This window comes from Paraclostridium sp. AKS73 (assembly GCF_025671395.1).
Lineage (GTDB): Bacteria > Bacillota > Clostridia > Peptostreptococcales > Peptostreptococcaceae > Paraclostridium > Paraclostridium benzoelyticum.
The window spans coordinates 1-24,655 of the sequence record NZ_JAIXHU010000046.1; the positions used below are offsets into that span (position 1 = coordinate 1).

The window sequence follows — 24,655 nt, forward strand, 5'->3', positions numbered from 1 at the left end:
CTGAAGTTATTTTTAATTTTTAAAATTTAAATATATTTATAATTAAACAATTAAATAGTAAAATTAACACTAATTTTTTATCTATTTCAGTTATATGCTTAATGCTGTTTTTAACTATAGTAATGCTTTCCACGGGTATAGGCTTTAAAAATGCTTCAGAAAAAATTTTAATTGACTCTACTCCTTTTGATGTAAGTATATCTTTATATAGTGATGATTCTATAAAAACCGTAGAAGAGTCTTTAAATGCTGTTAATTTTAAGTTTGATGATACTGAAAAATATGTATATTTTGATATATATGACTCTGGAGTAAAATTAAAAGATATAATCAATAAAAAAGATTTAATTAATAAATATATTTTAAGTGACGAATTTGATTTTTATAATATAGATTTGATAAAACTATCAGATTACAATAATATTAGAAAATTAAAAGGTAAAGATACTGAATCTCTAAAAGAAAATGAGATTATACTAACATCTAATAATAGGAGTATTTTAGATATACTTAATAAAGAGTTTGAAAAAAATAAAAAAATTAACTTATACAATAAGGATACAAAATTAAAAATGGAGACATAATTGAAGAATCTCTTAAATCTTCACCATATCTTAATAATATTGCAACATTGATAGTTAATGACAGTATAGTTCAAAATGCAGAAACTAAGTCATCTAATTTAAATGTACAGTTTACTAAAAATAAGAAAAAGTCAGAAAAAAATTTTCGATTATTACTCGACTCATTTAGAGAGGGTAAAGTAGACTATAACAAGGCTGGTTTTTTAAATGGAGATACTAAACAGGAAATATATATAAATAACAAAGGCGCAGTTACAATTGTATTATTTATAGAGATGTACTTAGGTATAATATTTTTAATTTCTAGTATGGCAATTTTAGCAATCCAACAACTATCAGAAGCTAATGATAGCATAGAAAGATATAAAGCTATAGAGCGTTTAGGAGCAAATGAAAAGATGATTAATAAAACTATATTTATTCAGATACTTATATATTTTGGACTACCTATATCACTTGCGTTTTTACACTCTATTATAGGTATAAAGGTTATATATAACGTTATGGAATCAGTGTATAATCCAGATATTAAATATACATTGATAAGTACAGCTATTATTTTTCTAGTGGTATATTTGCATATTTTTACACTACATATATAGGATATAAAAATATAGTTAAAAATTCAAAATAAAAGCTAACCTGATTATTAGGTTAGTTTTTATTTTGAATTTTTTTACTGTTATTAAAGTTAAATTTAAAAAGAAACTGATATAATTAAATTAAATATATCAATTAAAATGACATTGAAAAAATCTTTATCAAAGGGATGTATAGATATAGGGCTTATATTAAAAAAAGAAGAAATTGAAAAATATTACTTCCATTCAATTGGTCATTCATTAGGATTAGATACACATGATGTTTGGATAAGTGATTCAAAACGTGAGGTTGGATCTGTGATAACTAATGAGCCGGGACTTTATATAGAAGAAGAGGGTATTGGTATAAGACTAGAAGATGATTTACTAATTACTGACTTTGGGTGTACAAATCTATCAAATGATATACCTATTGAAATAGAAGATATAGAAAACTTAATGAGATAAAATTTTAAAAGACTTTTTAATGTATTTATTAAAGTATATAAGTGCATTTTAAAGTCTTTTTTATGCTTAGGTAAAGTGAGTTTTATGTTTTAAACAATAAATCTCAGGGTATTTAATTTTGGTAATCGGTAATTATATAATCAAAGGAGAACAATTTATGAGAAAGATATTAAATGAATTTAGAGAATTTGCAGTTAAAGGAAATGTAATAGATCTTGCTGTCGGGGTTGTTGTGGGAGGTGCATTTTCTAAAATAGTTACATCATTAGTAAATGATATTATAATGCCTGTAGTTGGAATGCTAACTGGAGGTATAAACTTTCTGAATATAAAATTGTACTAAAAGAAGCTGTTGGAAAATCTCCAGCAGTAACTTTAAATTTAGGAAACTTTATACAAACAACAGTTAATTTTATAATAATATCATTTTGTATATTTATATTTATAAAGGGCTTAATGAAGCTGAAAAAGGCAACTCTTAAAGAAGAAATTGCTGTTGAGGAAGAAAAAGCTGAAAAAATTTCTGAAGAAGTTTTATTACTTAGAGATATAAAAGATTTATTACAAAATCAAAATTAATTTTAAAAAGGATAAAGTTAAACTTTATCCTTTTATTTATAAATTTAAATTTATTTTTTGCATAAAATATGATATGATATTAATATTATTTTAGTGTAAAACAATTTATAAAGTTACATGATTATAAAGGTTAAAGAGGTGGTGTAAAATGAGACAAGGGAGTTCAATAAGAAGGGCAAAATCGTTTATTTTAATATTTAGTATAATCTATTCTATATTTGAATCTAATATATTATATTTAACTCCAATAATAACAGTATTAATTCCATATCATTTTATGAGAAATAAAGAGATTACAGATCAATCAACATTAGAAAATCAAAAAACTTTAAGTAGATTATTACTATTTAACTTTATATGTATTGAGTTAGTAAGTTTAACGACTCAAAGTGGAAACTTTGTGACATTTAACATTAGTGTAACTATGTTGATTTATTTTGTTTATTTCAAAATGCTATCTTCTAACGAAAAAAAGGTTTTAGCGTTTAAAAAAAATCCTAAGGTTGTGTATGATAAAATGAAATTAAAGATAGATACATTAGAAAACATATATCAAAAAGGGTTAAATGAAATGGAAAGTACTGATGATGAAAAAGTAAAGAAATCTATGCAAGCTAAACTGGATAAATTAAAGATAAAAATAAATGCATCTAAGCAACAACTAGATATGATAGAAAACATTATAAATTCTAGTGAAAATAATAAGTAATGAAAAAGGTGAACTATTAAATGTTCACCTTTTTTAAACTTCAAATCCTAAACATATTTCACATATAGCAGATATTATAAAATAAATACCTATTATGTATGGAGTTGCAAATAGTGTTACTATAGGATTTACAAGAATTAATATTCCAAGAATTACAAGTAATACGTTATATAAAGTATTTAAATTGAACCCAATTTTTTTTCTTTTTATTGATATTATTAATAGGTATATACCTCTTACAACTGCCCATATTCCATAAAATAATATTAAAGTTTCTGTAGTTGATATAGGGGATAACCATACTATTAAACCAAATAGTATATTTATAATTCCACTAAATACATAATATGCTTTTTCAGTAGTTTTAAAGGCTCTTATTATTGTAAATATTCCGGCTATAATTAGTAATATTCCGGATACAGTTGTAAAGCTAAAAAAAGATTCTATTGGATTTATAAAAAATAATATACCTATTATACCAAATAGAATTCCTTCCAATATTAGTGTTGTTTCTAGTTTTCTTTTATTTTCCATATGTACCATCTCCTCGAACATATATATACCCTAAGAAAATATTAAATTAAACATACTAAACTAAAGTTAAATAATTCTAAAATTTTTAAAAAAATATATTTAAAGTTAAAATGAATAAGTAAAATTATGTATATTCATTTTAAAAAATAAAAAACACTATTATCGGGTGTATTTATCAAATTAAATAAATAATATTGAATAATGTAAATTTACTTATTTAAAATACATAAAATTTAATCTTAATAACAAAAATATAAAAATGGCTATATCTAAGGTGACATAGTCATTTTTATCTAAAAGTAAAAAAAAATTATTTTTATGTTTTCTAGAAGATAAATCTTTTAAATAAGCTTCTGAAGAATTTTTTAAAGTTGAAGTCCATTGATTATTGTTTTCATTTTTTGTATAGATTCTGACTTGCTTGTTAAATCATTCAAAGAAGTTGCCCATTGATTATTAAATTCAGTTTTAGTTTTCTTAGACATTTTTAAATCTCCTTTATTTTAAGTATGTAGTTATTTTAAGCTTAAAATATTAAATTTATTCTAAGTAAAATTTTGCAAGTCAAATAGAATTTTATATGAATTTATACTATAATCTATTGACACTTAATGCTATTTAATGCTTATATTAAAGATATAAGTTTATATATTATATTAGGAGGTAAAAATGAAAGTAAATTGGAACAGTAAATATACTACTATATCTGTGTATTCGTTTATAGTTATTTGCTGTAGTATTATTTTTATCGCATTGCGAGTGATACAAGTGTATTTATGGGGAAAATAAGTAGTATTATATCTACGCTTCAACCATTTATAATAGGGGCTGTTATAGCTTATCTATTGAATTTTATATTAGTATTTGTGGAAGAGCGAATATTTAATAAAAACAAATTAAATAAATTAAAGCCTAAAAGTAAAAGAGCTCTAGGTCTTTTAATTACTTATATAGCAGCATTTATTTTATTAGCTTTATTTGTTCAATTTGTATTACCTCAATTAGTAGAAAGTATGCTTGGACTTGTCAATGATATACCTACATATTTAACTAATTTATCAGATCTTTTAACTAAATATACAAAAGATTTGAATATAGATAAGGAATATTTAGATATAGCGGTTACAAAACTTACTGACTTTATAAACTATTTTATAAGTATTGCTGCGGAATTACTTCCAGTTGTGGGACAAGCTTTAGGAATAGTAGCATCTAGTGTATGGAATATAGTTCTAGGAGTTATAATATCTATTTATTTACTTATAGACAAAGAAAAGTTTTGTGCGTTAGGACGAAAAGTAGTGTGTGCAGTATTTAATGAAAAACATTCTAAAAGAATATTACAACTAGTTGATAGAAGTAATGATACATTTGGAAAATTCTTGAGTGGAAAAATAATAGATTCTGCTATAATAGGAGTACTTACTTTCATAGTACTTACTATATTCAAAATGCCATATGTACTGCTTATATCAGTAATAATAGGCATAACAAATATAATACCATTTTTTGGACCTTTCTTTGGAGCTATACCTGCAACTATAATAATTCTATTCGTATCACCAATAAAAGCATTATGGTTTATGCTAATAATTATAGTTATTCAACAATTAGATGGAAATATTATAGGACCTAAAATATTAGGTGATTCTATAGGTATTTCAGCATTTTGGATTTTATTTTCACTATTAGTGGCAGGAAAATTCCTAGGTTTAGTAGGAATGATTATAGGAGTTCCTTTATTTGCTATAATTTACTCAATTATTAAAGAAGTAATAGAGGAAAAACTAGATAAAAAAGGTCTACCTGTTAATACGAAAGATTATTTTAAAAAGTAAAATAAAAAACTACCCAGATTTAAATTTGGGTAGTTTTTTATTTTTATAATTTTTATTCAAAACGTTTGTTGGGGAATAGTTTTTTATAGAAATCTTAATGATTAATGTATGATAGGTAATTAAATAAAATTATCTATTTAAGTTAAAAGTACGTGTGGTTTCGAATTTTACTTAATTTGAATAAAATAATAAATCTGATAAAATTAATATTATCGTAAAAATAAAAAATATAATTCGAAAAGGAGGGTTTATGAAAAAGCAGATTTTACCTAAAACATTACTGTTTATAATTATATTTGCATTCATAAATATTTTTATTTCTATATTTGGAAAAGAAAATTCTTTAATTGGGGTTATAGTTATAACTATGTTGCTAATGCTTCTACAACGAAACTTAGCTATATCTCCAATTAAAAATACATTTAAATTGGTAGGAATCAATTTATTTTTAGGAGTATTTTCATTTTTAGCTGTTCAAAATATATTTTTAGGAATTGTTTGTAATTTAGTAGCTATGTTTATAGTAGCATACCTATTTAGTTATAATTTAAGAAGTCATTTGGATGTAGCATTTGGATTGTTATATTTATTTATGATTGGAGCACCTGTTAGCTTAGATCAACTACCTTTAAGACTAACATCTTTAGCTGCTGGGGCTTTAATCATAATGATTTCACAAATATTAGTTAATAAAAATAAATTAGAAAAAACTAGTGATAAAGTATTAATGGATTTAGGTATTTATATAGCCCAAAAAGCTGAATATTTAAAAAATCAAAATGACTATAGTGAATCTTTGGATTTAAAAATAAATAATTCAATGCGAAAAATAAAAACTATTATTTATGATAATAGAAAAAAAGGTTTCTTCTTGACTGGTAATGGATCTAATGTTTTTAACATAGTTTTTAATTTTGAAAGAATAAATGCTATGCTAGATGATTATAGACAAAATACAAGCTTGTATGATAGTGAAGATTTATCAATGATTAGTTATGAATTAAATAATTTAAAGTGTCATTTAAATAAAGATATAAATCAAAAAAAATAAATTTTAAAAATTCAATTAGTACAGAGTTATATGAATTTTACGATGCAATGGAAAATATATATTTTTTATTTAAATTGAATATAAAAATAATATTAGTGAAGAAAATATATATGATAATTTAGAGATTCCATATAATTTCAAAAAATCTTATATTTATAAAGATCATATAAGTACAAAATCTATGAAGTTTACTTATGCTACAAAAGTTGCTATAGGAATTTCATTGGGTGGATTTGTAATGGATTATTTCAACTTAAAAGAAGGTAGATGGATATTATATACTATATTTTCTGTTATACAACCGTATACTGAAGACGGAATAATTAAAACTAAAAAAAGACTATTTGGAACTATTTTAGGATGTATATCAGTATTTATATTATTTTCAATATTTAAAGATTCGACTATAAGGGCAATTATTATAATTTTCACTGGATATATAAGTGGTTATGCAAAAGAAATAGATTATAAGTATGAAATGATATGTATTACAATATCAGCTATAGGTTCTGTTAGCATGCTCACTTCACCTGATGTATTTATTATAAATAGGGTTGCATTTATTGTATTAGGTATTATTATAGCCTTAATTATAAACAAATTAATATTACCATATAATGCAAATACTGCATATGAAGTACTAATAGATATGTATAGAAATGTAATTAAAGAAATGGAAATAGAAGTTCAACTATCAGTTGATGGAGATGGAAATATTCATAAAGTAAAAAATCTTCTATTAATAGCTAACTTACTAGAAGATAAGTTAGTATCCATGAATAACTTAGTAAATCATAAAAATCAATATGAAGTTTTAAATAAAAAGAGATTATTAATTAATAGTATGTATTGCATACATTTAAAATTCAAAAGAAATAATGAAATGCCTATATACTATAATTTAGCACAGTTAGAAGAAGCTAAGGATTTAATAATCGAAGACATTGAAACTACAAATGATAGAGATCATAAAGTAATATGTAAAAATCTACTTTATATAATTGAAAACTCAGATGTTATTAAGGTATATGCATAAGATAAAAAAGAAATTAGTAAATCGAATGATTTACTAATTTCTTTTTTTTACATTAATTTATTTCGTTTTGAGTAATCCGTATGTCTAGTGTTATTATAACTTAACTTTGCACAAACACTTACTGTATGTCTATTTCTATTGTGTTTTATTTCTAAATCACTAAACTCTGCGTCATCTGCATTACTTCTTAAGTAATTTCTTACAACATCTTCAGCGGAATTCTCATTAACATTATTATATGTTTTAAAATAAGTATCTTCGCCTATTTCAAGTTTTAAATTATAATTACCACTATTCAGTCTATTTCTCATTTCACTCATATTGTCCATAGCTTACCTCCAAAATTAATAGTATTATCATAATTAAGTTTCTCCAAAGTAAGCTAATTTTATTAGGATTATAAAAGTTTTAGAATAGCTTGTTTAAAGTCGTTTTCATTAAAACTTCCGTTGAAGTTTATAGATCCAAGTACTGTACAGTAATTAGAGTCACTATTTTTACTCCATAAAATCGAATGATTTAAAATATCTTTACACACTTTGTCTAAATCAATTCCCATAGCTTCCATGCTAAAACGCATTTTATCAGGATATCTACAAGGCATGTTATCTATATATGTACATCTTTCACAATATCTACAACGTCCACCATCTGATAAAAGTCCATTAAATATTTCCTCTAATGGTATAAGTAAATCAGATAACACTTTTCTTAGATACGGATGCACATTTTCTATTGAATTGTTATCATCAACATCCATATACATTGCTAAAACTAAAGAGTACTCGTAATGTTTTGTGTAGTCAGTGAATTTTGGACTGTTTGGAGGACATGTATAACTTAAATTATAGTGAGGACATCCATCTTTACAAAGGCCTGTGAAATAGTTAAAATTCATATAATTTTCTAAAATATTATTTTTACATATATTTGCTTTTAGTTTTATATCATTTCCATCTTTTTTAAAATTTAGTGTAATCATAGTAACACTCCTATATATATTTTTACTAATACTATAATATTATTATATCATTACACATCTTACAACATTGTTACAGTAAAAATATACAAAAAGTGGTATAATTATTTGTATGTTTTGTGATTTTATAGCAGTTGGAGGTGTCTTTTGAGGAGAAAATTGTTTATATTGAGTGGGATTGCATTATTATTTGTTTTATCTTTTGTTTGGTCTGTAAATGTATTTACTTTAAAAGAAATTAATAAAAACGAAATAGATGTCAATCAATTTATAAAATGTAGTGACGAAGTGAGTAGTTCAAAAGCTCAAGTTAATTGGCAGTATGTAGCAAGTATAATAGGGGTACAAAATAAAAATAATTTTAAAGATGTGAGTAATGATGAAATAAAAAATATTGCTAATTTATTCATAATTAAAGATGGAGAAAAATACAAAATTTTAAATTTAGATGATGTCTTAAAGAAGCTTGAATTTAGTTCTAAAGAAGTTAAGAGAACTCATGACTATGTAAGTGATTTAAAATATTTTGGGTTAAAACCATCTAGACTAAACCCAGATGGAAAATATATGACATTTATAGACTCTGTAAAAAATAGTGCTATCTATAATTATAATAAGTACAAAATTTTACCATCTATTACTATAGCTCAATCTATACTTGAGTCTAATTGGGGGAAATCTGAACTATCTTCTAAGTATAATAATTTATTTGGAATAAAAGCAAATAATGCGTGGAAAGGTGAGTATGTTAATATAGAGACTAGTGAATATTACGATCAAGTAATCACAGATAAATTTAGGGTTTATAAAACAAAATCAGAATCTATACAAGATCATGCAAAATTTTTAAGTGAAAACCCTAGATATAAAGAAGTTCTTACTAAAGCTACTTATATAGAACAAGCAGAAGAACTTCAAAGTGCTGGGTATAGTACTGTTTCAGATGAAAGTGGAAATTTAACATATAAAAACTTATTAATAGAGATAATTCAACAATACAACTTACAATTAATCGATAGTTATGTTCAAGAAATAAGAGAATAGAACAAATGTTCTATTCTCTTATTTCTTTTTGTATGTGTTTTTATTTATAAGTTCTTCTCTAAGGATATTTCCTTCTTCATCTAAATATACTCTATAAGTATCTACCTTAACTTTATCTTCCTCATAATTGCTTTTTGTTATAAGGTAAAGTCTTTCTCTGTCTTTATCACATCCATAAATTTTAGATGTAATAACTCCTTTATTTACTGTATTTTTAATATAAACAGGATGCATAAGCGGATTTTCAAATTTAAAATCTGTATACCCATAAGATACCGCAGCATCTCGACCTGCAGGTGCATATTTTGATACAAATGTATGATTATGAACTTCTGATATATTCATTCCTGAAAGTAATGCAGCGTTATATATTGTGGTAGATACTTGACATACTCCACCACCTTCGCCATTTACATATTTGCCACCAACTATAACCTTAGCTGTTTTATATCCGTTATGCCATGTTCTAGCGCCTGTAGAATTATTATATGAAAACTCTTTATGAGGCATTATCAATTTATCGCTGGTACTGCTTGCTGCAACATTTATATTATTCCCTCTAGAAGTCGTATAGTTAAAAGTAGTACTGAATTGACCTAGTACTGTATTTATAGAATTAACATTTTCTGTGGTTACTTTAGGATCAACAGTATTTACTGGAATTTTTAAATCTTTTATGTTCTTACTTGTTATCATAGTATATATAGATTCTTTTAACTTAATTTTATCAACTTTCTTACCATGCTTAGATGCAGTCCTTTTAATAGAACCATCATCATTTACAGCTATAGTAGCATTAACTTCTTTTATATCTATTTCTTTGCAGATATCATTAATTAGTTTACTTAACTTAACTTCATCATAGGTACTAATTAATTTTACAACATATTTGTCTTTAAATCTTAAATTTGATTTTCTTTTTAGGTTTACCAATATGTCATCATTTCTAGTAAAAAAATAAGCTTCTTTAATAGCTTTATCTTTATTAAATTTCAAATTTATATCTGATGGATTTATAACATAAGTCTTATCTCCATAGATTAATTTAATTGGCTTTTCCTTATATTTAGATTCAACCAAATTTAGTGCTTCCTCAGATGTTAAGTATGAAATATCAATATCTTCTACATATATATTTTTATATATTTTAGATGAAGTATCAATTTCTGATTTATTAATCCCTATTCCAAGCAATAAACAAGATATAAATATTATAATAATTAAATATTGATATTTGGATTTCATATTTTAAAAACTCCTTTATTATTATTCATATATATATTGTCCTTAAATGAATATTTGTATGTTTAAGTTTTTAATTTGTCAAATTATGATATAATAAAATTTTGATGAACGTTAAAAATAAAGATATATAAATATAGGAGGCTACTTATGGCAAATACTTTTTATATAGTAAGACATGGACAAACTAATTGGAATATATTAGGTAAAACGCAAGGACATGGGAATTCAGATTTAACAGAGAAAGGAATAGAACAAGCTACTGAGCTTGCTGATAGTTTAGCTAAAAATCATAAAATAGACTATATATTTTCAAGCGATTTAGGCAGAGCTGTTCAAACTGCTAATATACTTGGAGACGGTTTAGGACTAAGCGTTTGTGAAACGCCAGCTCTTAGAGAAATGGGATTTGGTAAATGGGAAGGTTTATTAATAGATGAAATAAAAATGAATTATGCAGATATATATAATACATGGAGAAATGAACCACATTTAGTTGAAATTCCTGAAGGAGAAACTTTACATATAATAAAAGATAGAGTAGATAATTTTATAAATGAACTTAATAATAAATATGATAATAAACACATATTACTTGTAACTCACTCTGTAACTGTTAGGGTTATGCTTTTATCTTTCTTAAATTCAGGTATGGAAAATATATATAGAATTAAGCAAGACAATACTGCTTTAAATATAGTTGAATACAGAGATTATGGACCAGTTATAATAAAAATGAATGATACTACTCATATCAAAAACAATGAAAAATAAACAACTCAGCACTTGAGTAAGGAGATAGAAATATGGCAAAAGTTATAGTTGTTGGAGGTGGACCGGCTGGCATAATGGCCGCAATATCAGCTTCAAAACAAAATGAGGTAATTCTAATAGAAAAAACAATGAAATAGGAAAAAAGCTTAAACTTACAGGCGGTGGAAGATGTAACATAACTAATAATAGAAATATAGAAGACTTTTTTGACAAGATAGTTAATAATAAAAAGTTTTTATATAGTTCTTTTTATACATTCTCAAACTATAATCTATTAGAATATTTTAAAGACAATAATTTAGAGTATAAAGTTGAATATGATGAAAAAGTATATACTAAATCAGACAAAGCTGATGATGTTATAAATGTGTTGTTAAATAATCTTTTAAAAAATAATGTTGAAATAATATATAATACAACTGTTTGTGACTTAGTTATAGAAGATGGTGAAGCTAAAGGAGTTGTAACTAATAAAGGAGAAAAAATTAGTTGCGATAAATTAATTGTAACTACTGGGGGTAAAAGTTATCCAGCAACAGGTTCTGATGGGTCTATGTTTGAAATTTTAAAAAAATATGGACATGAAATAAAACCTCTATATCCAGCATTAATCCCTTTAGTTACACAAGAGAGTTTTGTGAAAAATTTACAAGGTGTAGCTATGAAAGATGTTTGCATAAGTACTAAAATTAAAAAGAAAAAAATTGAAACTCAAGGTGACATGATATTTACGCATTTTGGAATATCAGGACCTGCAGTACTAAAATTTTCTTCATATATAAATAAAGCCCTTGATAATAATCCTATTGAAATTACAATAGACTTTTACAAAAAACTTCAAGTGATGAATTGTCAAAGATAATAAGAGAAAATCCAAATAAAAATATACTAACAAATTTAAAAAGTATATTACCACAAAACTTTTTAAAAGAAATATTAACTTTACTTAATTTAAGTGATAAAAACCTAATGAATTAAAAAAAGAAGATGAATTAAAAATTATTGAATATATAAAGTGTATGAAATTAACTGTTTCTGAGATGCTAACAATTAAAGCTGCGATGGTAACTAGTGGCGGAGTTAGTGTAAAGGAAATAAATTCATCTAATTTAGAATCTAAAATAATTAAAAATTTATTCTTTGCTGGAGAGGTTATAGATGTAGATGCTGAGACTGGCGGATATAATCTTCAAATAGCTTTTTCAACAGGGTATTTAGCAGGAAGTGATTATTAATGAAAGTATTAGCAGTTAGAGGAGCGACAACAGTTAATGAAAACTCCATAGAAGAAATATTAAATGAAACTAAAGTACTAATAGAAAACATAATAAAAGAAAATGATATATTAGAAGAGGATATTATAAGTATGGTCTTTACGATGACTAGTGATTTAGATACAGTATACCCATCTGTAGCTGTAAGAGATTTATTAAATATTTGTGACACACCTTTACTTAATTTTGAAGAAAAGTATATTCAAGGTAGTCTCAGAAAATGTATTAGAGTTATGGTAAATATAAATAGTGAAAAGTCAAAGTCTGAGATTAAACATATATATCTAAATAATGCTAAAAATTTAAGACCAGACATAGTTGAATAGGAGTGAGTAATATGAAAAATTTAGTAATAGCAGTAGATGGACCAGCAGGTGCAGGGAAAAGTACAATAGCAAAAATAGTAGCTGATAAAATGAATATAAATTATATAGATACAGGAGCAATGTATAGAGCTATAACATATAAAGTGCTTCAAAGTGGAATAGATATTAATAATGAAAATGAAGTAATTGAAATTGCAAAAAAAAGTGATATAGATTTTAAAGATAATAATATCTATCTTGACGGAAAGATTTTAAAAGAGGAAATTAGAACTCCTGAAGTTAGTCATAACGTATCTAATGTAGCACAAATAAAAGATGTTAGACATTTAATGGTTGATGTTCAAAGAGATATTGGTAATAAAAGTTCTGTTATCTTAGATGGAAGAGATATCGGATCATATGTTTTCCCAAATGCTGACTATAAGTTTTTCTTAGTTGCTTCTTCAAAAGAAAGAGGAGAAAGAAGATATAAAGAACTTATAAAAAAAGGATATAATACTACTTTAGAAGAAGTTATTAATGATGTAATAAGAAGAGACGAAATTGATTCTAATAGAGAATTCGCACCTTTAGTTAAAGCTAACGATGCAATTGAAATTGATACTACAGGAAAAAGTATAGATAAAGTAGTTGAATCAGTTATAGATAAAATAAAGTAAGTCAAATTGAAGGGAGATTAATGTGAAATTTTATAACTTTGTAACAGGTGTTTTAAATGTATTCTCACGCGTGTTTTTTAAATTTAGAGTTGAAGGAATTGAAAATATACCTCAAAAAGGTTCTATAATAATTGCTGCAAATCATAAGTCAAATTTAGACCCGATTTTTTTAGCTGCATGTATGCACAAAAATAGACCTATTACAGCTGTTGCTAAAAAAGAATTGTTTAAAGTGAAACCTTTAGGATATATATTAAATAAAATAAATGTTATTCCTGTAGATAGAGAAAATCCAACTGCATCTACGGTAAAAAGTATTTTAAAAATCCTTAGAAATGATGGATGCATAGGAATGTTTCCTGAAGGTACTAGAAGTAAGGATGTTGGGTTTTTAGAAGCTAAGGCAGGTCTAGGTATGTTTGCTGTAAAAGGAAAGTCTTTAGTAATACCTATGTCTATAATAACTAACTATAGACTATTTAATAGAGTTACAATATACATAGATAAACCTATCTCATTTGAAGATTATTATAAAGAAAAGTTAACAAGTGACGATTACCAAAGATTATCTCAAAATGTACTAGATGTAATAAAAGAAAATTATTATAAGAATGCAAAATAGGGGGATCAATATGGAAGTTAAAATAGCCAAAAATGCTGGATTTTGCTTTGGAGTCAAAAGAGCTATGAAGATGGCTTGGGATGAACTTCAAAAAAGCGAAGACGGCATATATGCTCTTGGTCCATTAATTCATAATAAACAAGCGGTTTTAAAATATGAAGAAAATGGATTAAAAACTATTGATGAAGTAAGAGAAGTTCCTACATCAAAGAGCATGATCATTAGAAGTCATGGTGTAGGTGAGATTGTATATACAGAGTCAAAAGAAAAAGGTCTTAATGTAATTGATACAACTTGCCCTTTTGTAAAAAAAATTCATGAGGTAGCTAAAAAACATTATTCTCAAGGGTTTGATATAATTGTTATAGGCGATGCGAAACATCCTGAAGTTATAGGAATTAACGGATGGTGTAATAATGAAGCTATAATAATAAAAACTTTAGAAGACTTAGAAAATATAAGTTTAGATAAAAATAAAAAATATTGTGTAGTTGCTCAAACTACAATTAATATTGATTTATATAATAAAATATTAGAAGCTTTATCTAATAAACTTGATAATGTAATATTCAATAATACTATATGCTCTGCTACTAAAGTTAGACAAGAGGCTGCTAAAGAAATATCATCGGATGTTGATATGATGGTAGTAGTTGGAGGTAAGCATAGTTCTAATACTCAAAAACTAGTTCAAATATGTCAGGAATATGTTCCTACATTAGCTATAGAAACAGTAAATGAATTGAATCCAGAAGATTTTAAAGGGTTTAAAAAAGTGGGATTAACAGCAGGAGCGTCTACTCCTGATTGGATAATTGAAGAAGTTATAAGTTATATTAAAGCTTTGTAAAAACTTTGTAAAAAGGGATATATAAATATATCCCTTTTTATTATGCTATGCCCAATTTCCATTTTTAAATATTTGGATTTCTTTACCATCCTTAGTTAAACCAAATATATTCATATCACTACAACCTATCATAAAATCATCATGAGTTATACTATCATTTACACCGTATTTATCCATATCCTCTTTTGATATCTCGCTACCATTTTCTATACTTGTTTTATATGCAGAGCCTAAAGCTAAGTGACAAGATGCATTTTCATCATATAAAGTAGTATAATAAACTATTCCAGTATTAGATATAGGTGAGTTATTTTCAACTAACGCAACTTCACCTAAATAACAAGATCCATTATCTAATTCTAATAATGATTTTAATGACTCATAACCTACCTCTGCATTGTAATCAACAACTTTACCATCTTTAAATGTTAATGTGAATTTATCTATTATAGTTCCATTGTATATAAATGGTTTTGTATTAGAAACAACACCATTAACTTTAAATTTATGAGGTAGAGTGTATACTTCTTCTGTTGGGATATTTGCTGTAAATTCTATACCATTTGGATCTACACTTGAACCTCCAGCCCATATGTGTCCTTCAGGCAAATCTATATGTAAATCAGTTTTAGAAGATTTAAAGTGTAAAGATTTGAATCTATGATTATTTAAAAACATAACTTTTTCAGCTAATTTAGAATTGTGATTTTTCCAAGATGATATAGGATTATCAGTAGGATTATCAGTATCTACTCTAGTACACTTAAATATATAATCCCACAATTTATCTATAGCTTCATTTTTATCTAACTCGGGGAATACTTTAGATGCCCATTCTTTATTAGGTGCAGATACAATAGTCCACTTAATTTTATCTGATATAATAGCATCTCTCCATAACGGTATACTTTCACTAGATGCTTTACTAGCTTTTTGCATTCTTATAGGATCTACATCTTTAAATATAGTAGGGTTAGAAGAGTCTATATTTATAATACATACTCCTTTGTCTAATAATGAATTGTATTTTTCTATTTTCCATTTAGGAAATTCATCAAAAATGTCTTCTGGAGCTTTTATATATTTTATCAAAGAACTTTCTTCATCGCTCCATTCAATTTCAACATCTCTAGCACCTAAATCATAAGCAGCATTTACTATTTCTCTAGCAAAATCTGTACAAGATATAGGAGCTCTTAAAAGAAGCGTTTGTCCTCTTTGAAGATTTACCCCAACTTTTACTGCTAACTCAGCGTATTTTTTTAATTTAATTTTGAATTCCATAGTAACCTCCAATATCACATATTTATTAATTAAATTATATAATAATAAAACATCTTTAATGATTTGAATTTTATTTATTTTCGAAAAAGTTTACATAATATTATTATATTGAACAAATTTTATGAGGTTTTATTTAAAGTGCATAAAATTCAATTTAAATGCCTTTAAAAACTAAAATTAATATATATCAACTAATTACATTAATATATATTTTAAAATAGCTTATATTTGCAATAAATTGATGGTTTTAGTTTTGGCATTATAGAACAAATGTTCTGCAAGGCTAAAACTACCATTACTAAATTATAGATAATAAATAAAGTATTTATGCAATGAATTAATATTTAATTTATATACATAATATATTTATAACAGGTTTGGAGTGAAGTGAATGAATATACTTAATTTAAATACACATAATCATTAAATCAATTTAAGGATGATTTTTATGATAGCAATGAATGTTACTTGATATTATCAACAGCTTACGAACTAAATAAAATAAAATCTATTTTAGATATAGATGAAATAACATTTAAAGATTGTTTAGATTTTGATGATAGCATACGATTAGATTTATTTGATAATTACGATTTTTTAAGTCTGAATATATTTGAACTTAAAAATAGTAAAGCTATTATAAGTGAAATAAATATATACTTAGCTGATAATTACATTCTTGTTGTAAGTGATAAAGATACGTTCATATATAAGTACATTTTAAAAATGATGAAAGACAATTTTAAAGTAGATGAAAATCCAATTGTAGCACTATTTAAAATAAATTATTTAATTTTTAAAGAAATAATAGTAAATAGTTTCGAAAGCTTAGAAAAATTAGAAGATATGATATTGGAGCTGGAAGATAAAATGCTTCAAGGGGTTAGAGATCAATATTTTCATGAAATTAGTGATATTAGAAATTTAACTAGAACTGTAGTTAAGAATACTAGGCCATTACTTTATATAGGAGATAGAATACTAAAAGAAAACATACGATATTTAACATATTCAGATATAAAAAACATAACCTTGAAAACTTACAAAGTATTGATTTCGGGATAGATAAGTTGTATAATTTCGCTATTTCCACAAGAGAGTTAGCAGATAAGCTATTAGATATATATTCTTCCCAAGTAGCTGAAAAAACTAATAATTTAATAACTAAACTAACATTACTTACTGCTATTTCAGCTCCCCTTACTATAATAACAGGTATATACGGAATGAACTTTAGTTTTATGCCTTTTCTTCAATGGCGTTTTGGATATTATTTCACAATAGGATTTATGTTCTTAATAATGGCATTAGGTATAATTATATTTAAATCTAAAAAAATGCTTTAGTATTTGAATTTTGATATAATGTAAATACATTAAATAACTGGAGGAAATTATGTATTTAAAAACTAATGACAATATAAACCTTTATGTGAATAGGGTAGGAGAGGGTATAGATTGCATATATGTACATGGAGGCCCTGGTGCTTGGAGTAAAGATTTCGAAAAATTTTGTGGTATCTATATGCATAGTATATTCAATATAGCGTATTTAGATCAAAGAGGTTGCGGAAGATCTGAAGGAGATTATAATTCAAACTATTCTATCGATAGATTAGTTGAAGATATAGAAGAGGTTAGAGTGAAGCTTAACATACAAAAATTTATAATAATTGCACATTCATTCGGGGGAATTATAGCAACTTCGTATGCAAGTAGATATGAAGAAAATCTAAAAGGTATAATATTAATAAACTGCACCCTAGATTTTAAAGAAGCGTTAAAAAGCCAAATAAAAGAAGGGTGTAATCTTTTAGGTGTAAATCAGATTGATTGTGATACAAACTTACAAAACTTAATATACATTTGGAAAAAAGTAGTATTTAATTTAGTGAGGTATAATTTGTACTATATGCTTCAATTCAAAAGTATAAGTAACTATGAAAAGTTAGAAATTTTAGATAAAGAAATTTTAAACACGAAAATGTCTGAGCTTGCATTTGAAAATAAAAACTATTTTCTAGATTATACCTATTTAACTAAGAGCATAAAAATTCCGACTTTAATAATAACGGGAAGTGAAGACTATGCAGTAGGAATAGATCATCACGAAAGTTTTGAATTTAAAAATAGCATAATCAAAACTATAAATGGAAGACATACTCCTTACATAGAGGATTCATCAAAATTAATAAATATTATAAAAGATTTTGTATCTGTATTTATTTAAAAGAGATATTAGTTTACATAATATTATTATTTTAAACTATATTTCGATTTTATAAATTCAAATTTAGATAAAAGCTTTTATTTAGATTTTAAGAAGCTGATGTTTTAATACAATACAAATATATAAAAATAAAAAACAGGCCTCTTATATCCTAAGTATAAAGGTCTGTTTTTTCGCTATTTTATCCTAAATTAAATAAAGCTTCTGATATTTTATCGCTAGCTTCTTTATCCATTTCTTTGAGCACATGAGAGTAAATATTCAAGGTTGTATTTATATTTGAATGTCCGACTCTTTCAGAAATAACTCTTATAGGAACTTTTGAGTTTATTAAAAGCGTAACATGAGAGTGACGTAAATCATGGAATCGTATATGTTCCAAATTATTTTCACTTAAAAATCTGCTAAATTTTTTGCTTAACACATCTTGAGCTATAGGATTTTCGTTTTTATCAAAGAACAATAAGTTTTTTTCGTTTTTTATTTTGCCTTGAAGCTTCAATTCGATTTGTTCTTTTTGAAATTTTTCAACTTATTCATAAGCTCTGTTGGAGCGGAAATTGTTCTTATAGAACTTTCTGTCTTAGGATCTTTTAAAATTACTTCCCCGTTATTTCTTACAGTTATCTTTTCTACTGTAACAGAATTATTATTAAAATCTAAATTATTCCATGTTAGACCTAGTATTTCTGATATTCTAAGACCTAATCCGCTGGCTATAAAAATAGGTAATTCTAAAGAAGTTCCTGTACATTTTCTAATAGTTTTTGCATGTCTTGCTTATTATATATGTTATTTTTGAATTTTTTAACCTTAGGAACTTCTACATATTCTACAATATTTTCTCTTATTAACTTTAATCTATAGGCTTTTTTTGTAGCAAGTTTTAATATATTTATATGTATTTTTATTGTCTGTGGACTTAAAATTCCAACTAAGTCATCTATGTAATTTTGTATATGTATTGGGCGAAGATCTTCAATTTTATATTTTCCTAGCATGGGAATTATATATTTATTGCATATTCTTGTGTAACAATTATAGGTTGTTATCGATAAATTTATCTTATATTTTTCTAAAAAATCTTTTAAGAATATCTCAAAAGTCATAGCGTTTGGAAGTAATAAATCTTCGTTATATATGCTATCTTTTATCTCTGTTAGCTTCTTGGAAGCATCTCTTTTTTTATCGTATGAACCCATATTTTTGAATTTTTTATTGCTTGATGGGTCTTTATATTCTAAATATACTATGTAATTTTTACTTCTTTTTCTTATAAATGCAAAGCTCATCTTTATCCTCCAATAAGAAACATTATAGTATATATTGTAACATAAAAACAAAATAAAAAACATTTAAATATCTGACATAAAACTGACATAACAATGTATTTAATCGATATATACATTGAAATAACTAGGTTTTATTTTTTTGACATAAAACTATATATTTTATGTCTATATTGTTTTTATAGGTAATTACATAATGATAAATGAATAATTGAGTTATTTAAAAGTAATACTAACTTTAAAGCGAATAATATAAAAATAAGATTTTAAAGGAGTTTTATTATGAAAAAAATACTAGTATCAATAGTTGCTTTTATTACAATAATTGTATTTAGTAATATTAATTCATATGCAAATATATACATGCCAAATGTACCTAACAATACCAGTTCAGTAGAAGATGAATATATAAATGAATTAACTAGCATAGGAAATCAAGTTGAAATTTTAGCTTCCAACTCACTTAATTCTGTTATTAATAAAAAGGATACAAAGAACCTTTTAAAAGAAGCCCTATATATAAAAACACAAATAAGAGAACTTAGGATAAACCTGTCTGACTATCATAAAGAAAAAAGTGGAGATGAAGAAAAAAATCCATTTTCACTTGGACTTTTAAATACATTAAATTATTACAGTATGTCTTTATCATTTTTAACCCTGTTCTTACAGACTCAGTCGATGTCAGATAGAAATGAATACTTAGAAAATTATTACTTTAGTAAAGCTTCTGGAGATCAAACTTTAGCATGGGTTAAATTACAAGTTTCATATCTAAATAAAAAATAGGCGAGAATTTAACTCGCCTATTTTTTATTTAGATATGAAACTACAACAGTTAGTTTGTTTGAAATTTTTAGCATCATTTCCTGATACGAATATATTATAGCAACTACATTCTGAATTTTTATTATGAATACAATCAATAGCATTACATACAATATGCTCACATTCACCTTGAATATCACTTTTTAAGTTTTTATGTACACTTACAAATGATGTACAGTGAACGTCTTTTAGGTTATTTGGTTGAGCTCCATCAACTTTAATTGCTCCGCTATGGCAATTTCCGTGTATATTATAACTACATGTGATAGCACTACAATTTATTTGACATAATAACATCACTCCTTATAAAATAAGTATTTATTATTAGTATGTACAAAAAAGCAATAAAAAATTGATAAAAATAAGTACTATTTTAAAGATAGATATTTAGTGTCATGTACCAATAAATAACCATATATTATATTGTGACTACTATATAAAGGAATGATAGACATTGGAAAAGAATAATCAACATCCATATATAAGCAATAGCTTGAAACTAGCTTTATCAAGGCAATTTAATGTTCATATTTCAGATATAACAAAAGAATTTTTAAAAGGATTAACGGAAATAGATTTATCAGGTAATAATATAAAGGATATAAAAGGGATAGAGTTTGCTATAAATGCTATATATATAAACTTAAACAAAAACAATATTTCTGATGCTTCTCCATTATCAAAGCTCATAAAGTTAGAAGAATTGGAGTTAAATGAAAATAAAGTTGAAGATATTAGCTTTATAAAAAACTTAAAAAAGCTCAAAAGATTAGGATTAGACAGTAATAATATAAAATCTATACCAAACATTAACAATACCGAACTGAGAACTGTAAATTTAGATAACAACAGAATATCTAATTTATCAGAATTTAACAAACCCAACTTTAGAAATACTACCATTTTAGCAACTGATCAGTGCATAATACTTGATCCAATTGAAATCGATATGGAAAAATCACTATTTTTTTCTTCTAATATAGTATGGGATCTTAATTCTATTGTTTTTTAGATAATATACAGGTCAATGGTAAATATAATAGTATTCATACAAATGAAAGACCATCTATGTTGTATTCCATATCAGAGATAGTTATAAATAATATAAAATCTAATTGTATATTAAAGGCTGATTTTTATAAAGAAGATACAACTAGTTTTCCAAGAATCTTAAGCGGTACTTTAATTCAACCAATTTACTTAAAATCTAAAGAATCTCAAGTGAATAGTTCTAATCCAGATTTTAGTTTATCAAAGGTATTTGGATATATAAAGCCAGAGGAGAAATTAGCAAATTTAAAATCATATGAAGCTTACCCATTTAGGGATAAGGTTGTTACGCTTATTAATGAATACGGGGACATATTTTATTCGCCTATTGATATTAATGGTAAGTATTTATTTAATAATATTCAAACAGGAAAGTATACGATTTTATTTCCGGTTTTATCTGACTATATGTATACTTCGCCTAGTGTAGTTGTCCTAAATATAGAAGAAAATGGAAGTTTTATTATAAATTCGTCAATAGAGCATATTGATCATTAGAGTAGTATTAAGTTACTACTCTTTTTAATTTTGCAAAAAAGTTTAAAAATTTAAGAAAAAAGTTTGATTATATACTCTATATGGGTATAATATATATATAAATTTGTTTTTATATAAATTTATGTAATAAAATTGAAAGGATGTATTAAAATGAAAGTTAAAGTTGCAGATACAGCTGTAAAAACATTAAAAGATATTTTAGCTGACAGTCAAGATAGACCTAAAAATATAAGAGTTTATTTTGCAGGAGTAGGATGAGGTGGTCCATCATTTGGACTTGCTCTGGATGAGCAAGGTGGAGATGACCTAAACTACGAAGTAGAAGGTTTAAACTTTATAATGAGTACAGAAGATTACAATAACTATGGAGATATAGTTATAGAAGATACTGGTTATGGATTTAGAGTTGCACCAGAAAATCAAGCTGACGGTGGATGCGGCGGCGGATGTTCTGGCTGCGGAAATTAATTAATAACTAATTAAAGAGTATTGGGCTTCCAATGCTCTTTAATTTTGAATAAATAAAATAGGAGTAAATCATGAGAAGACGTAAGAAAAAAGGCGCCGACATTAGATTATTAAGTTTTGAAGAATATGTTATAAAAGGTGAAGATATAAACTTCAAAGGAAAGTGGAATGAAAAGTTTGGAAATTCAAACCCTATACACGTTGAATTTGGTACAGGAAGAGGTCAATTTATAACAACTTTAGCAAAACAAAACCCAGAGATCAATTATATAGCTATGGAAATAAAAGAAGAGGTTTTATTAAAAGCAGTTGAGAAGGCTGTTGAAAACAACTTAACTAACATAAAGTTTGTATGGGGAGATGTAAATAACATCTTAACTTATTTCGAGGAAAATGAACTTTCTAGAGTTTATGTAAACTTTTGTGATCCATGGCCTAAAAAAAGATGGAACAAAAGAAGATTAACATATAGAGGATTTTTAGAGAATTATAAAACTATATTAAATTCAAATGGTGAAATTCACTTCAAAACAGATAATGAAAAACTGTTTGAATTTAGTTTAAATGAGTTTTCAGAAGCTGATTTAAAACTTAAAAATATAACTTTAGATTTAGCTAATAGCGAATTTGAAGGTAATGTAACAACTGAATATGAAGATAAGTTTATGTCTTATGGCATGAAAATATATAGAGTTGAAGGTATTAAACGATAAAAAAATGGAGTTAAAAAACTCCATTTTTTCTTTTCATACAATAAAGTCCGAATAAAATTATAACTACGTATATGAAATATAATGTTATATTAACAAATTGAAGGTTAATTCCAAATATTGCATCGGGTAGTAAAGCTAAAATCGCTGATATAGAAATAAGTAATGGATTTATAACTATTTGCTTATCACTTCTTAAAATCATAATCTTTCCAGCCCATATAAAAGACAAAATGAAAAATAAAATTTTAAGTATAATCTCAATAGTATTTAACATAGTTAGACTCCCTTTTCCTCGATTATAAATAATAATTTAATAAATAAACATACAAAAAGTATACACAAAAGAATTAATTTTAACAAGATGATTTTAAATATAATGAAAATAATTTTAAAAACTTAGAATTTTATATCAAAATTATAAGTATAATATAAATATAAAAAATTATTAAAAGGAGAGTATTATGTGTATATATTATTATAACAAGTTTAATTCTAACACTGTTGACGAGGAATCTTACTTCATTTTAAAACAAATTTTCGAATCTATAGATAATAATAACTTAAATAATGCTCAAAACTTAACTAAGAAACTTATAGATATAGAAAAGGAAAAAGGAAATAACGATACAAAGTTTTTAGAAGACGCCTTAAAAACCTTAAGGTAAATAAAATTTAGTTAATACAAATAATATTAAGTGAATAATATCTTATATAGGGATATTATTAAATTACGGGGGAATGATTATGGACAAATCTTTTTTTAATTGGTATACACAATCACTCGGTGGAATTATAGGTCTTATAGCATGTATGTGTGCATATTTAAACGGGTACATGGCGGTTTATGGCAATATTCTCCACAATATAGATTCAATAGGCTTAGGAGGGGTTTTAGCAAGTTATACATTGCTTCCTCTATGTATAGCCATAACAATTTTAGGAATTCTTGAATCTTTCTCAAAAATAAAAATTTACCAGATATAAATAAGACTATAGTTATACTAACAACTTTAATTGGATTTATAGGATCTAAATTATTTTTTATTATTCCAGCTATATTTATTTTATTTAAATATTATTCAAGTTTCATAGGTAATAAAAAGAGTTAAATACAAAGTTTTCTTCAAGCAGTTCAAGATAATAGAA

The 24,655-nt window shown here is 25.2% G+C and carries 33 protein-coding genes and 3 pseudogenes; 28 read left to right on the plus strand and 8 right to left on the minus strand.

Features of this window, described 5'->3' with window-relative positions; all coding sequences use genetic code 11:
* The first annotated feature begins 101 nt into the window (after positions 1-101).
* The 5 genes and pseudogenes from LEQ07_RS17345 (at position 102) to LEQ07_RS17365 (ending at position 2,921) form a co-directional block, all read left to right on the plus strand.
* Positions 102-584, plus strand: coding sequence for a hypothetical protein (locus LEQ07_RS17345; RefSeq protein WP_263331654.1), 483 nt, complete (start codon positions 102-104; stop codon positions 582-584).
* Positions 585-631: 47 nt separating this feature from the next.
* Positions 632-1,186 carry an FtsX-like permease family protein gene (locus tag LEQ07_RS17350; RefSeq protein ID WP_263331655.1) on the plus strand — a complete coding sequence of 185 codons (555 nt, stop codon included), beginning with the start codon at positions 632-634 and terminating at the stop codon, positions 1,184-1,186.
* 138 nt (positions 1,187-1,324) lie between these two features.
* A complete protein-coding gene (locus tag LEQ07_RS17355) occupies positions 1,325-1,633 on the plus strand; it encodes a M24 family metallopeptidase (RefSeq protein ID WP_263331656.1) in 309 nt (102 codons plus the stop codon).
* 157 nt (positions 1,634-1,790) lie between these two features.
* Positions 1,791-2,212, plus strand: a pseudogene (gene mscL, locus LEQ07_RS22690) (large-conductance mechanosensitive channel protein MscL).
* A 148-nt stretch (positions 2,213-2,360) separates the two neighbouring features.
* On the plus strand, positions 2,361-2,921 hold the full coding sequence (locus LEQ07_RS17365) for a hypothetical protein (protein WP_263331657.1): 561 nt from the start codon (positions 2,361-2,363) through the stop codon (positions 2,919-2,921).
* 33 nt (positions 2,922-2,954) lie between these two features.
* Here LEQ07_RS17365 and LEQ07_RS17370 read toward each other — a convergent pair whose 3' ends face one another.
* The gene (locus LEQ07_RS17370) at positions 2,955-3,455 is read right to left on the minus strand and encodes an HdeD family acid-resistance protein (protein ID WP_046822708.1); all 501 of its coding nucleotides are present in this window, start codon (positions 3,453-3,455) and stop codon (positions 2,955-2,957) included.
* Between the two features lie 776 nt (positions 3,456-4,231).
* Here LEQ07_RS17370 and LEQ07_RS17375 point away from each other — a divergent pair.
* The 3 genes from LEQ07_RS17375 to LEQ07_RS17385 all read left to right on the plus strand — a co-directional run bounded on the left by LEQ07_RS17375 (position 4,232) and on the right by LEQ07_RS17385 (position 7,380).
* The gene (locus tag LEQ07_RS17375) at positions 4,232-5,293 is read left to right on the plus strand and encodes an AI-2E family transporter (RefSeq protein ID WP_332843316.1); all 1,062 of its coding nucleotides are present in this window, start codon (positions 4,232-4,234) and stop codon (positions 5,291-5,293) included.
* A 250-nt stretch (positions 5,294-5,543) separates the two neighbouring features.
* A complete protein-coding gene (locus LEQ07_RS17380) occupies positions 5,544-6,344 on the plus strand; it encodes a hypothetical protein (RefSeq protein WP_263331658.1) in 801 nt (266 codons plus the stop codon).
* A 181-nt stretch (positions 6,345-6,525) separates the two neighbouring features.
* Entirely contained in the window at positions 6,526-7,380 is an 855-nt protein-coding gene (locus LEQ07_RS17385) for an FUSC family protein (RefSeq protein ID WP_263331659.1), read from the plus strand.
* Positions 7,381-7,427: 47 nt separating this feature from the next.
* Here LEQ07_RS17385 and LEQ07_RS17390 read toward each other — a convergent pair whose 3' ends face one another.
* Together LEQ07_RS17390 and LEQ07_RS17395 are read right to left on the minus strand one after the other, a co-directional pair.
* Positions 7,428-7,709: a hypothetical protein gene (locus tag LEQ07_RS17390; RefSeq protein WP_052952115.1), complete on the minus strand. Its 282-nt coding sequence runs from the start codon at positions 7,707-7,709 to the stop codon at positions 7,428-7,430.
* Positions 7,710-7,777: 68 nt separating this feature from the next.
* On the minus strand, positions 7,778-8,362 hold the full coding sequence (locus LEQ07_RS17395; protein WP_263331660.1) for a DUF2284 domain-containing protein: 585 nt from the start codon (positions 8,360-8,362) through the stop codon (positions 7,778-7,780).
* A gap of 144 nt (positions 8,363-8,506) precedes the next feature.
* Here LEQ07_RS17395 and LEQ07_RS17400 point away from each other — a divergent pair, with 144 nt between their 5' ends.
* Positions 8,507-9,403, plus strand: a complete 897-nt coding sequence (locus LEQ07_RS17400) for a glycoside hydrolase family 73 protein (protein WP_263331661.1) — start codon at positions 8,507-8,509, stop codon at positions 9,401-9,403.
* A gap of 18 nt (positions 9,404-9,421) precedes the next feature.
* Here LEQ07_RS17400 and LEQ07_RS17405 read toward each other — a convergent pair whose 3' ends face one another.
* The gene (locus tag LEQ07_RS17405) at positions 9,422-10,648 is read right to left on the minus strand and encodes a VanW family protein (protein WP_263331662.1); all 1,227 of its coding nucleotides are present in this window, start codon (positions 10,646-10,648) and stop codon (positions 9,422-9,424) included.
* A 147-nt stretch (positions 10,649-10,795) separates the two neighbouring features.
* Between LEQ07_RS17405 and LEQ07_RS17410 the strand changes: the two are divergent.
* From LEQ07_RS17410 to LEQ07_RS17435, 9 genes and pseudogenes are all read left to right on the plus strand, one after another.
* Positions 10,796-11,439 (plus strand): annotated as a pseudogene (locus LEQ07_RS17410) (histidine phosphatase family protein).
* 12 nt (positions 11,440-11,451) lie between these two features.
* Positions 11,452-11,556, plus strand: coding sequence for an FAD-dependent oxidoreductase (locus LEQ07_RS23245; protein ID WP_332842497.1), 105 nt, complete (start codon positions 11,452-11,454; stop codon positions 11,554-11,556).
* 38 nt (positions 11,557-11,594) lie between these two features.
* A complete protein-coding gene (locus LEQ07_RS17415; RefSeq protein WP_442952439.1) occupies positions 11,595-12,281 on the plus strand; it encodes an aminoacetone oxidase family FAD-binding enzyme in 687 nt (228 codons plus the stop codon).
* Entirely contained in the window at positions 12,269-12,397 is a 129-nt protein-coding gene (locus tag LEQ07_RS22115) for a hypothetical protein (RefSeq protein ID WP_332843317.1), read from the plus strand. Before LEQ07_RS17415 ends, LEQ07_RS22115 begins: the two co-directional genes overlap by 13 nt.
* A gap of 41 nt (positions 12,398-12,438) precedes the next feature.
* Positions 12,439-12,654 (plus strand): NAD(P)/FAD-dependent oxidoreductase, encoded by a 216-nt coding sequence (locus LEQ07_RS22120; RefSeq protein WP_332842495.1) that lies wholly within the window; start codon positions 12,439-12,441, stop codon positions 12,652-12,654.
* Complete coding sequence (gene aroH, locus LEQ07_RS17420; RefSeq protein WP_046823874.1) at positions 12,654-13,019, plus strand: chorismate mutase; 366 nt, start codon at positions 12,654-12,656, stop codon at positions 13,017-13,019. The genes LEQ07_RS22120 and aroH overlap by 1 nt, the downstream gene beginning before the upstream one ends.
* An 11-nt stretch (positions 13,020-13,030) precedes the next feature.
* Complete coding sequence (gene cmk, locus LEQ07_RS17425; protein ID WP_025161907.1) at positions 13,031-13,678, plus strand: (d)CMP kinase; 648 nt, start codon at positions 13,031-13,033, stop codon at positions 13,676-13,678.
* A 22-nt stretch (positions 13,679-13,700) separates the two neighbouring features.
* Positions 13,701-14,300 (plus strand): lysophospholipid acyltransferase family protein, encoded by a 600-nt coding sequence (locus tag LEQ07_RS17430; protein WP_046823875.1) that lies wholly within the window; start codon positions 13,701-13,703, stop codon positions 14,298-14,300.
* A gap of 10 nt (positions 14,301-14,310) precedes the next feature.
* The gene (locus LEQ07_RS17435) at positions 14,311-15,150 is read left to right on the plus strand and encodes a 4-hydroxy-3-methylbut-2-enyl diphosphate reductase (RefSeq protein ID WP_025161909.1); all 840 of its coding nucleotides are present in this window, start codon (positions 14,311-14,313) and stop codon (positions 15,148-15,150) included.
* 45 nt (positions 15,151-15,195) lie between these two features.
* On the opposite strand, the gene LEQ07_RS17440 is transcribed toward LEQ07_RS17435, so the two are convergent.
* Positions 15,196-16,434, minus strand: coding sequence for an aminopeptidase (locus LEQ07_RS17440; RefSeq protein WP_263331664.1), 1,239 nt, complete (start codon positions 16,432-16,434; stop codon positions 15,196-15,198).
* A gap of 468 nt (positions 16,435-16,902) precedes the next feature.
* Here LEQ07_RS17440 and LEQ07_RS17445 point away from each other — a divergent pair, with 468 nt between their 5' ends.
* Genes LEQ07_RS17445 through LEQ07_RS17450 form a run of 3 tightly spaced genes read left to right on the plus strand, consistent with a single transcriptional unit; the run spans position 16,903 to position 18,663 of the window.
* Positions 16,903-17,499, plus strand: a complete 597-nt coding sequence (locus LEQ07_RS17445) for a CorA family divalent cation transporter (protein ID WP_332843318.1) — start codon at positions 16,903-16,905, stop codon at positions 17,497-17,499.
* 5 nt (positions 17,500-17,504) lie between these two features.
* Complete coding sequence (locus LEQ07_RS22125) at positions 17,505-17,780, plus strand: magnesium transporter CorA family protein (protein ID WP_332843319.1); 276 nt, start codon at positions 17,505-17,507, stop codon at positions 17,778-17,780.
* A 49-nt stretch (positions 17,781-17,829) separates the two neighbouring features.
* Entirely contained in the window at positions 17,830-18,663 is an 834-nt protein-coding gene (locus tag LEQ07_RS17450) for an alpha/beta fold hydrolase (RefSeq protein ID WP_263331665.1), read from the plus strand.
* 181 nt (positions 18,664-18,844) lie between these two features.
* Here LEQ07_RS17450 and LEQ07_RS22695 read toward each other — a convergent pair.
* Positions 18,845-19,955: pseudogene (locus LEQ07_RS22695) on the minus strand (tyrosine-type recombinase/integrase).
* 279 nt (positions 19,956-20,234) lie between these two features.
* On the opposite strand from LEQ07_RS22695, the gene LEQ07_RS17470 reads away from it, so the two are divergent.
* Complete coding sequence (locus LEQ07_RS17470) at positions 20,235-20,741, plus strand: hypothetical protein (protein ID WP_263331668.1); 507 nt, start codon at positions 20,235-20,237, stop codon at positions 20,739-20,741.
* Positions 20,742-20,765: 24 nt separating this feature from the next.
* Here LEQ07_RS17470 and LEQ07_RS17475 read toward each other — a convergent pair whose 3' ends face one another.
* Positions 20,766-21,077 (minus strand): DUF1540 domain-containing protein, encoded by a 312-nt coding sequence (locus LEQ07_RS17475; protein WP_263331669.1) that lies wholly within the window; start codon positions 21,075-21,077, stop codon positions 20,766-20,768.
* A gap of 157 nt (positions 21,078-21,234) precedes the next feature.
* On the opposite strand from LEQ07_RS17475, the gene LEQ07_RS17480 reads away from it, so the two are divergent.
* The 4 genes from LEQ07_RS17480 (at position 21,235) to trmB (ending at position 23,509) form a co-directional block, all read left to right on the plus strand.
* On the plus strand, positions 21,235-21,792 hold the full coding sequence (locus tag LEQ07_RS17480) for a leucine-rich repeat domain-containing protein (RefSeq protein WP_263331670.1): 558 nt from the start codon (positions 21,235-21,237) through the stop codon (positions 21,790-21,792).
* Positions 21,793-21,848: 56 nt separating this feature from the next.
* Positions 21,849-22,328, plus strand: coding sequence for an MSCRAMM family adhesin SdrC (locus tag LEQ07_RS17485; protein ID WP_263331671.1), 480 nt, complete (start codon positions 21,849-21,851; stop codon positions 22,326-22,328).
* A gap of 339 nt (positions 22,329-22,667) precedes the next feature.
* The gene (locus LEQ07_RS17490) at positions 22,668-22,796 is read left to right on the plus strand and encodes a hypothetical protein (protein ID WP_021431238.1); all 129 of its coding nucleotides are present in this window, start codon (positions 22,668-22,670) and stop codon (positions 22,794-22,796) included.
* Positions 22,797-22,867: 71 nt separating this feature from the next.
* A complete protein-coding gene (trmB, locus tag LEQ07_RS17495) occupies positions 22,868-23,509 on the plus strand; it encodes a tRNA (guanosine(46)-N7)-methyltransferase TrmB (RefSeq protein ID WP_025161916.1) in 642 nt (213 codons plus the stop codon).
* A gap of 10 nt (positions 23,510-23,519) precedes the next feature.
* Here trmB and LEQ07_RS17500 read toward each other — a convergent pair whose 3' ends face one another.
* Entirely contained in the window at positions 23,520-23,783 is a 264-nt protein-coding gene (locus LEQ07_RS17500) for a hypothetical protein (RefSeq protein WP_046822332.1), read from the minus strand.
* Between the two features lie 187 nt (positions 23,784-23,970).
* Between LEQ07_RS17500 and LEQ07_RS17505 the strand changes: the two genes are divergently transcribed.
* The gene (locus LEQ07_RS17505) at positions 23,971-24,174 is read left to right on the plus strand and encodes a hypothetical protein (protein WP_021431235.1); all 204 of its coding nucleotides are present in this window, start codon (positions 23,971-23,973) and stop codon (positions 24,172-24,174) included.
* Between the two features lie 79 nt (positions 24,175-24,253).
* Complete coding sequence (locus LEQ07_RS17510; RefSeq protein ID WP_263331672.1) at positions 24,254-24,493, plus strand: hypothetical protein; 240 nt, start codon at positions 24,254-24,256, stop codon at positions 24,491-24,493.
* Positions 24,494-24,655: the final 162 nt, after the last annotated feature.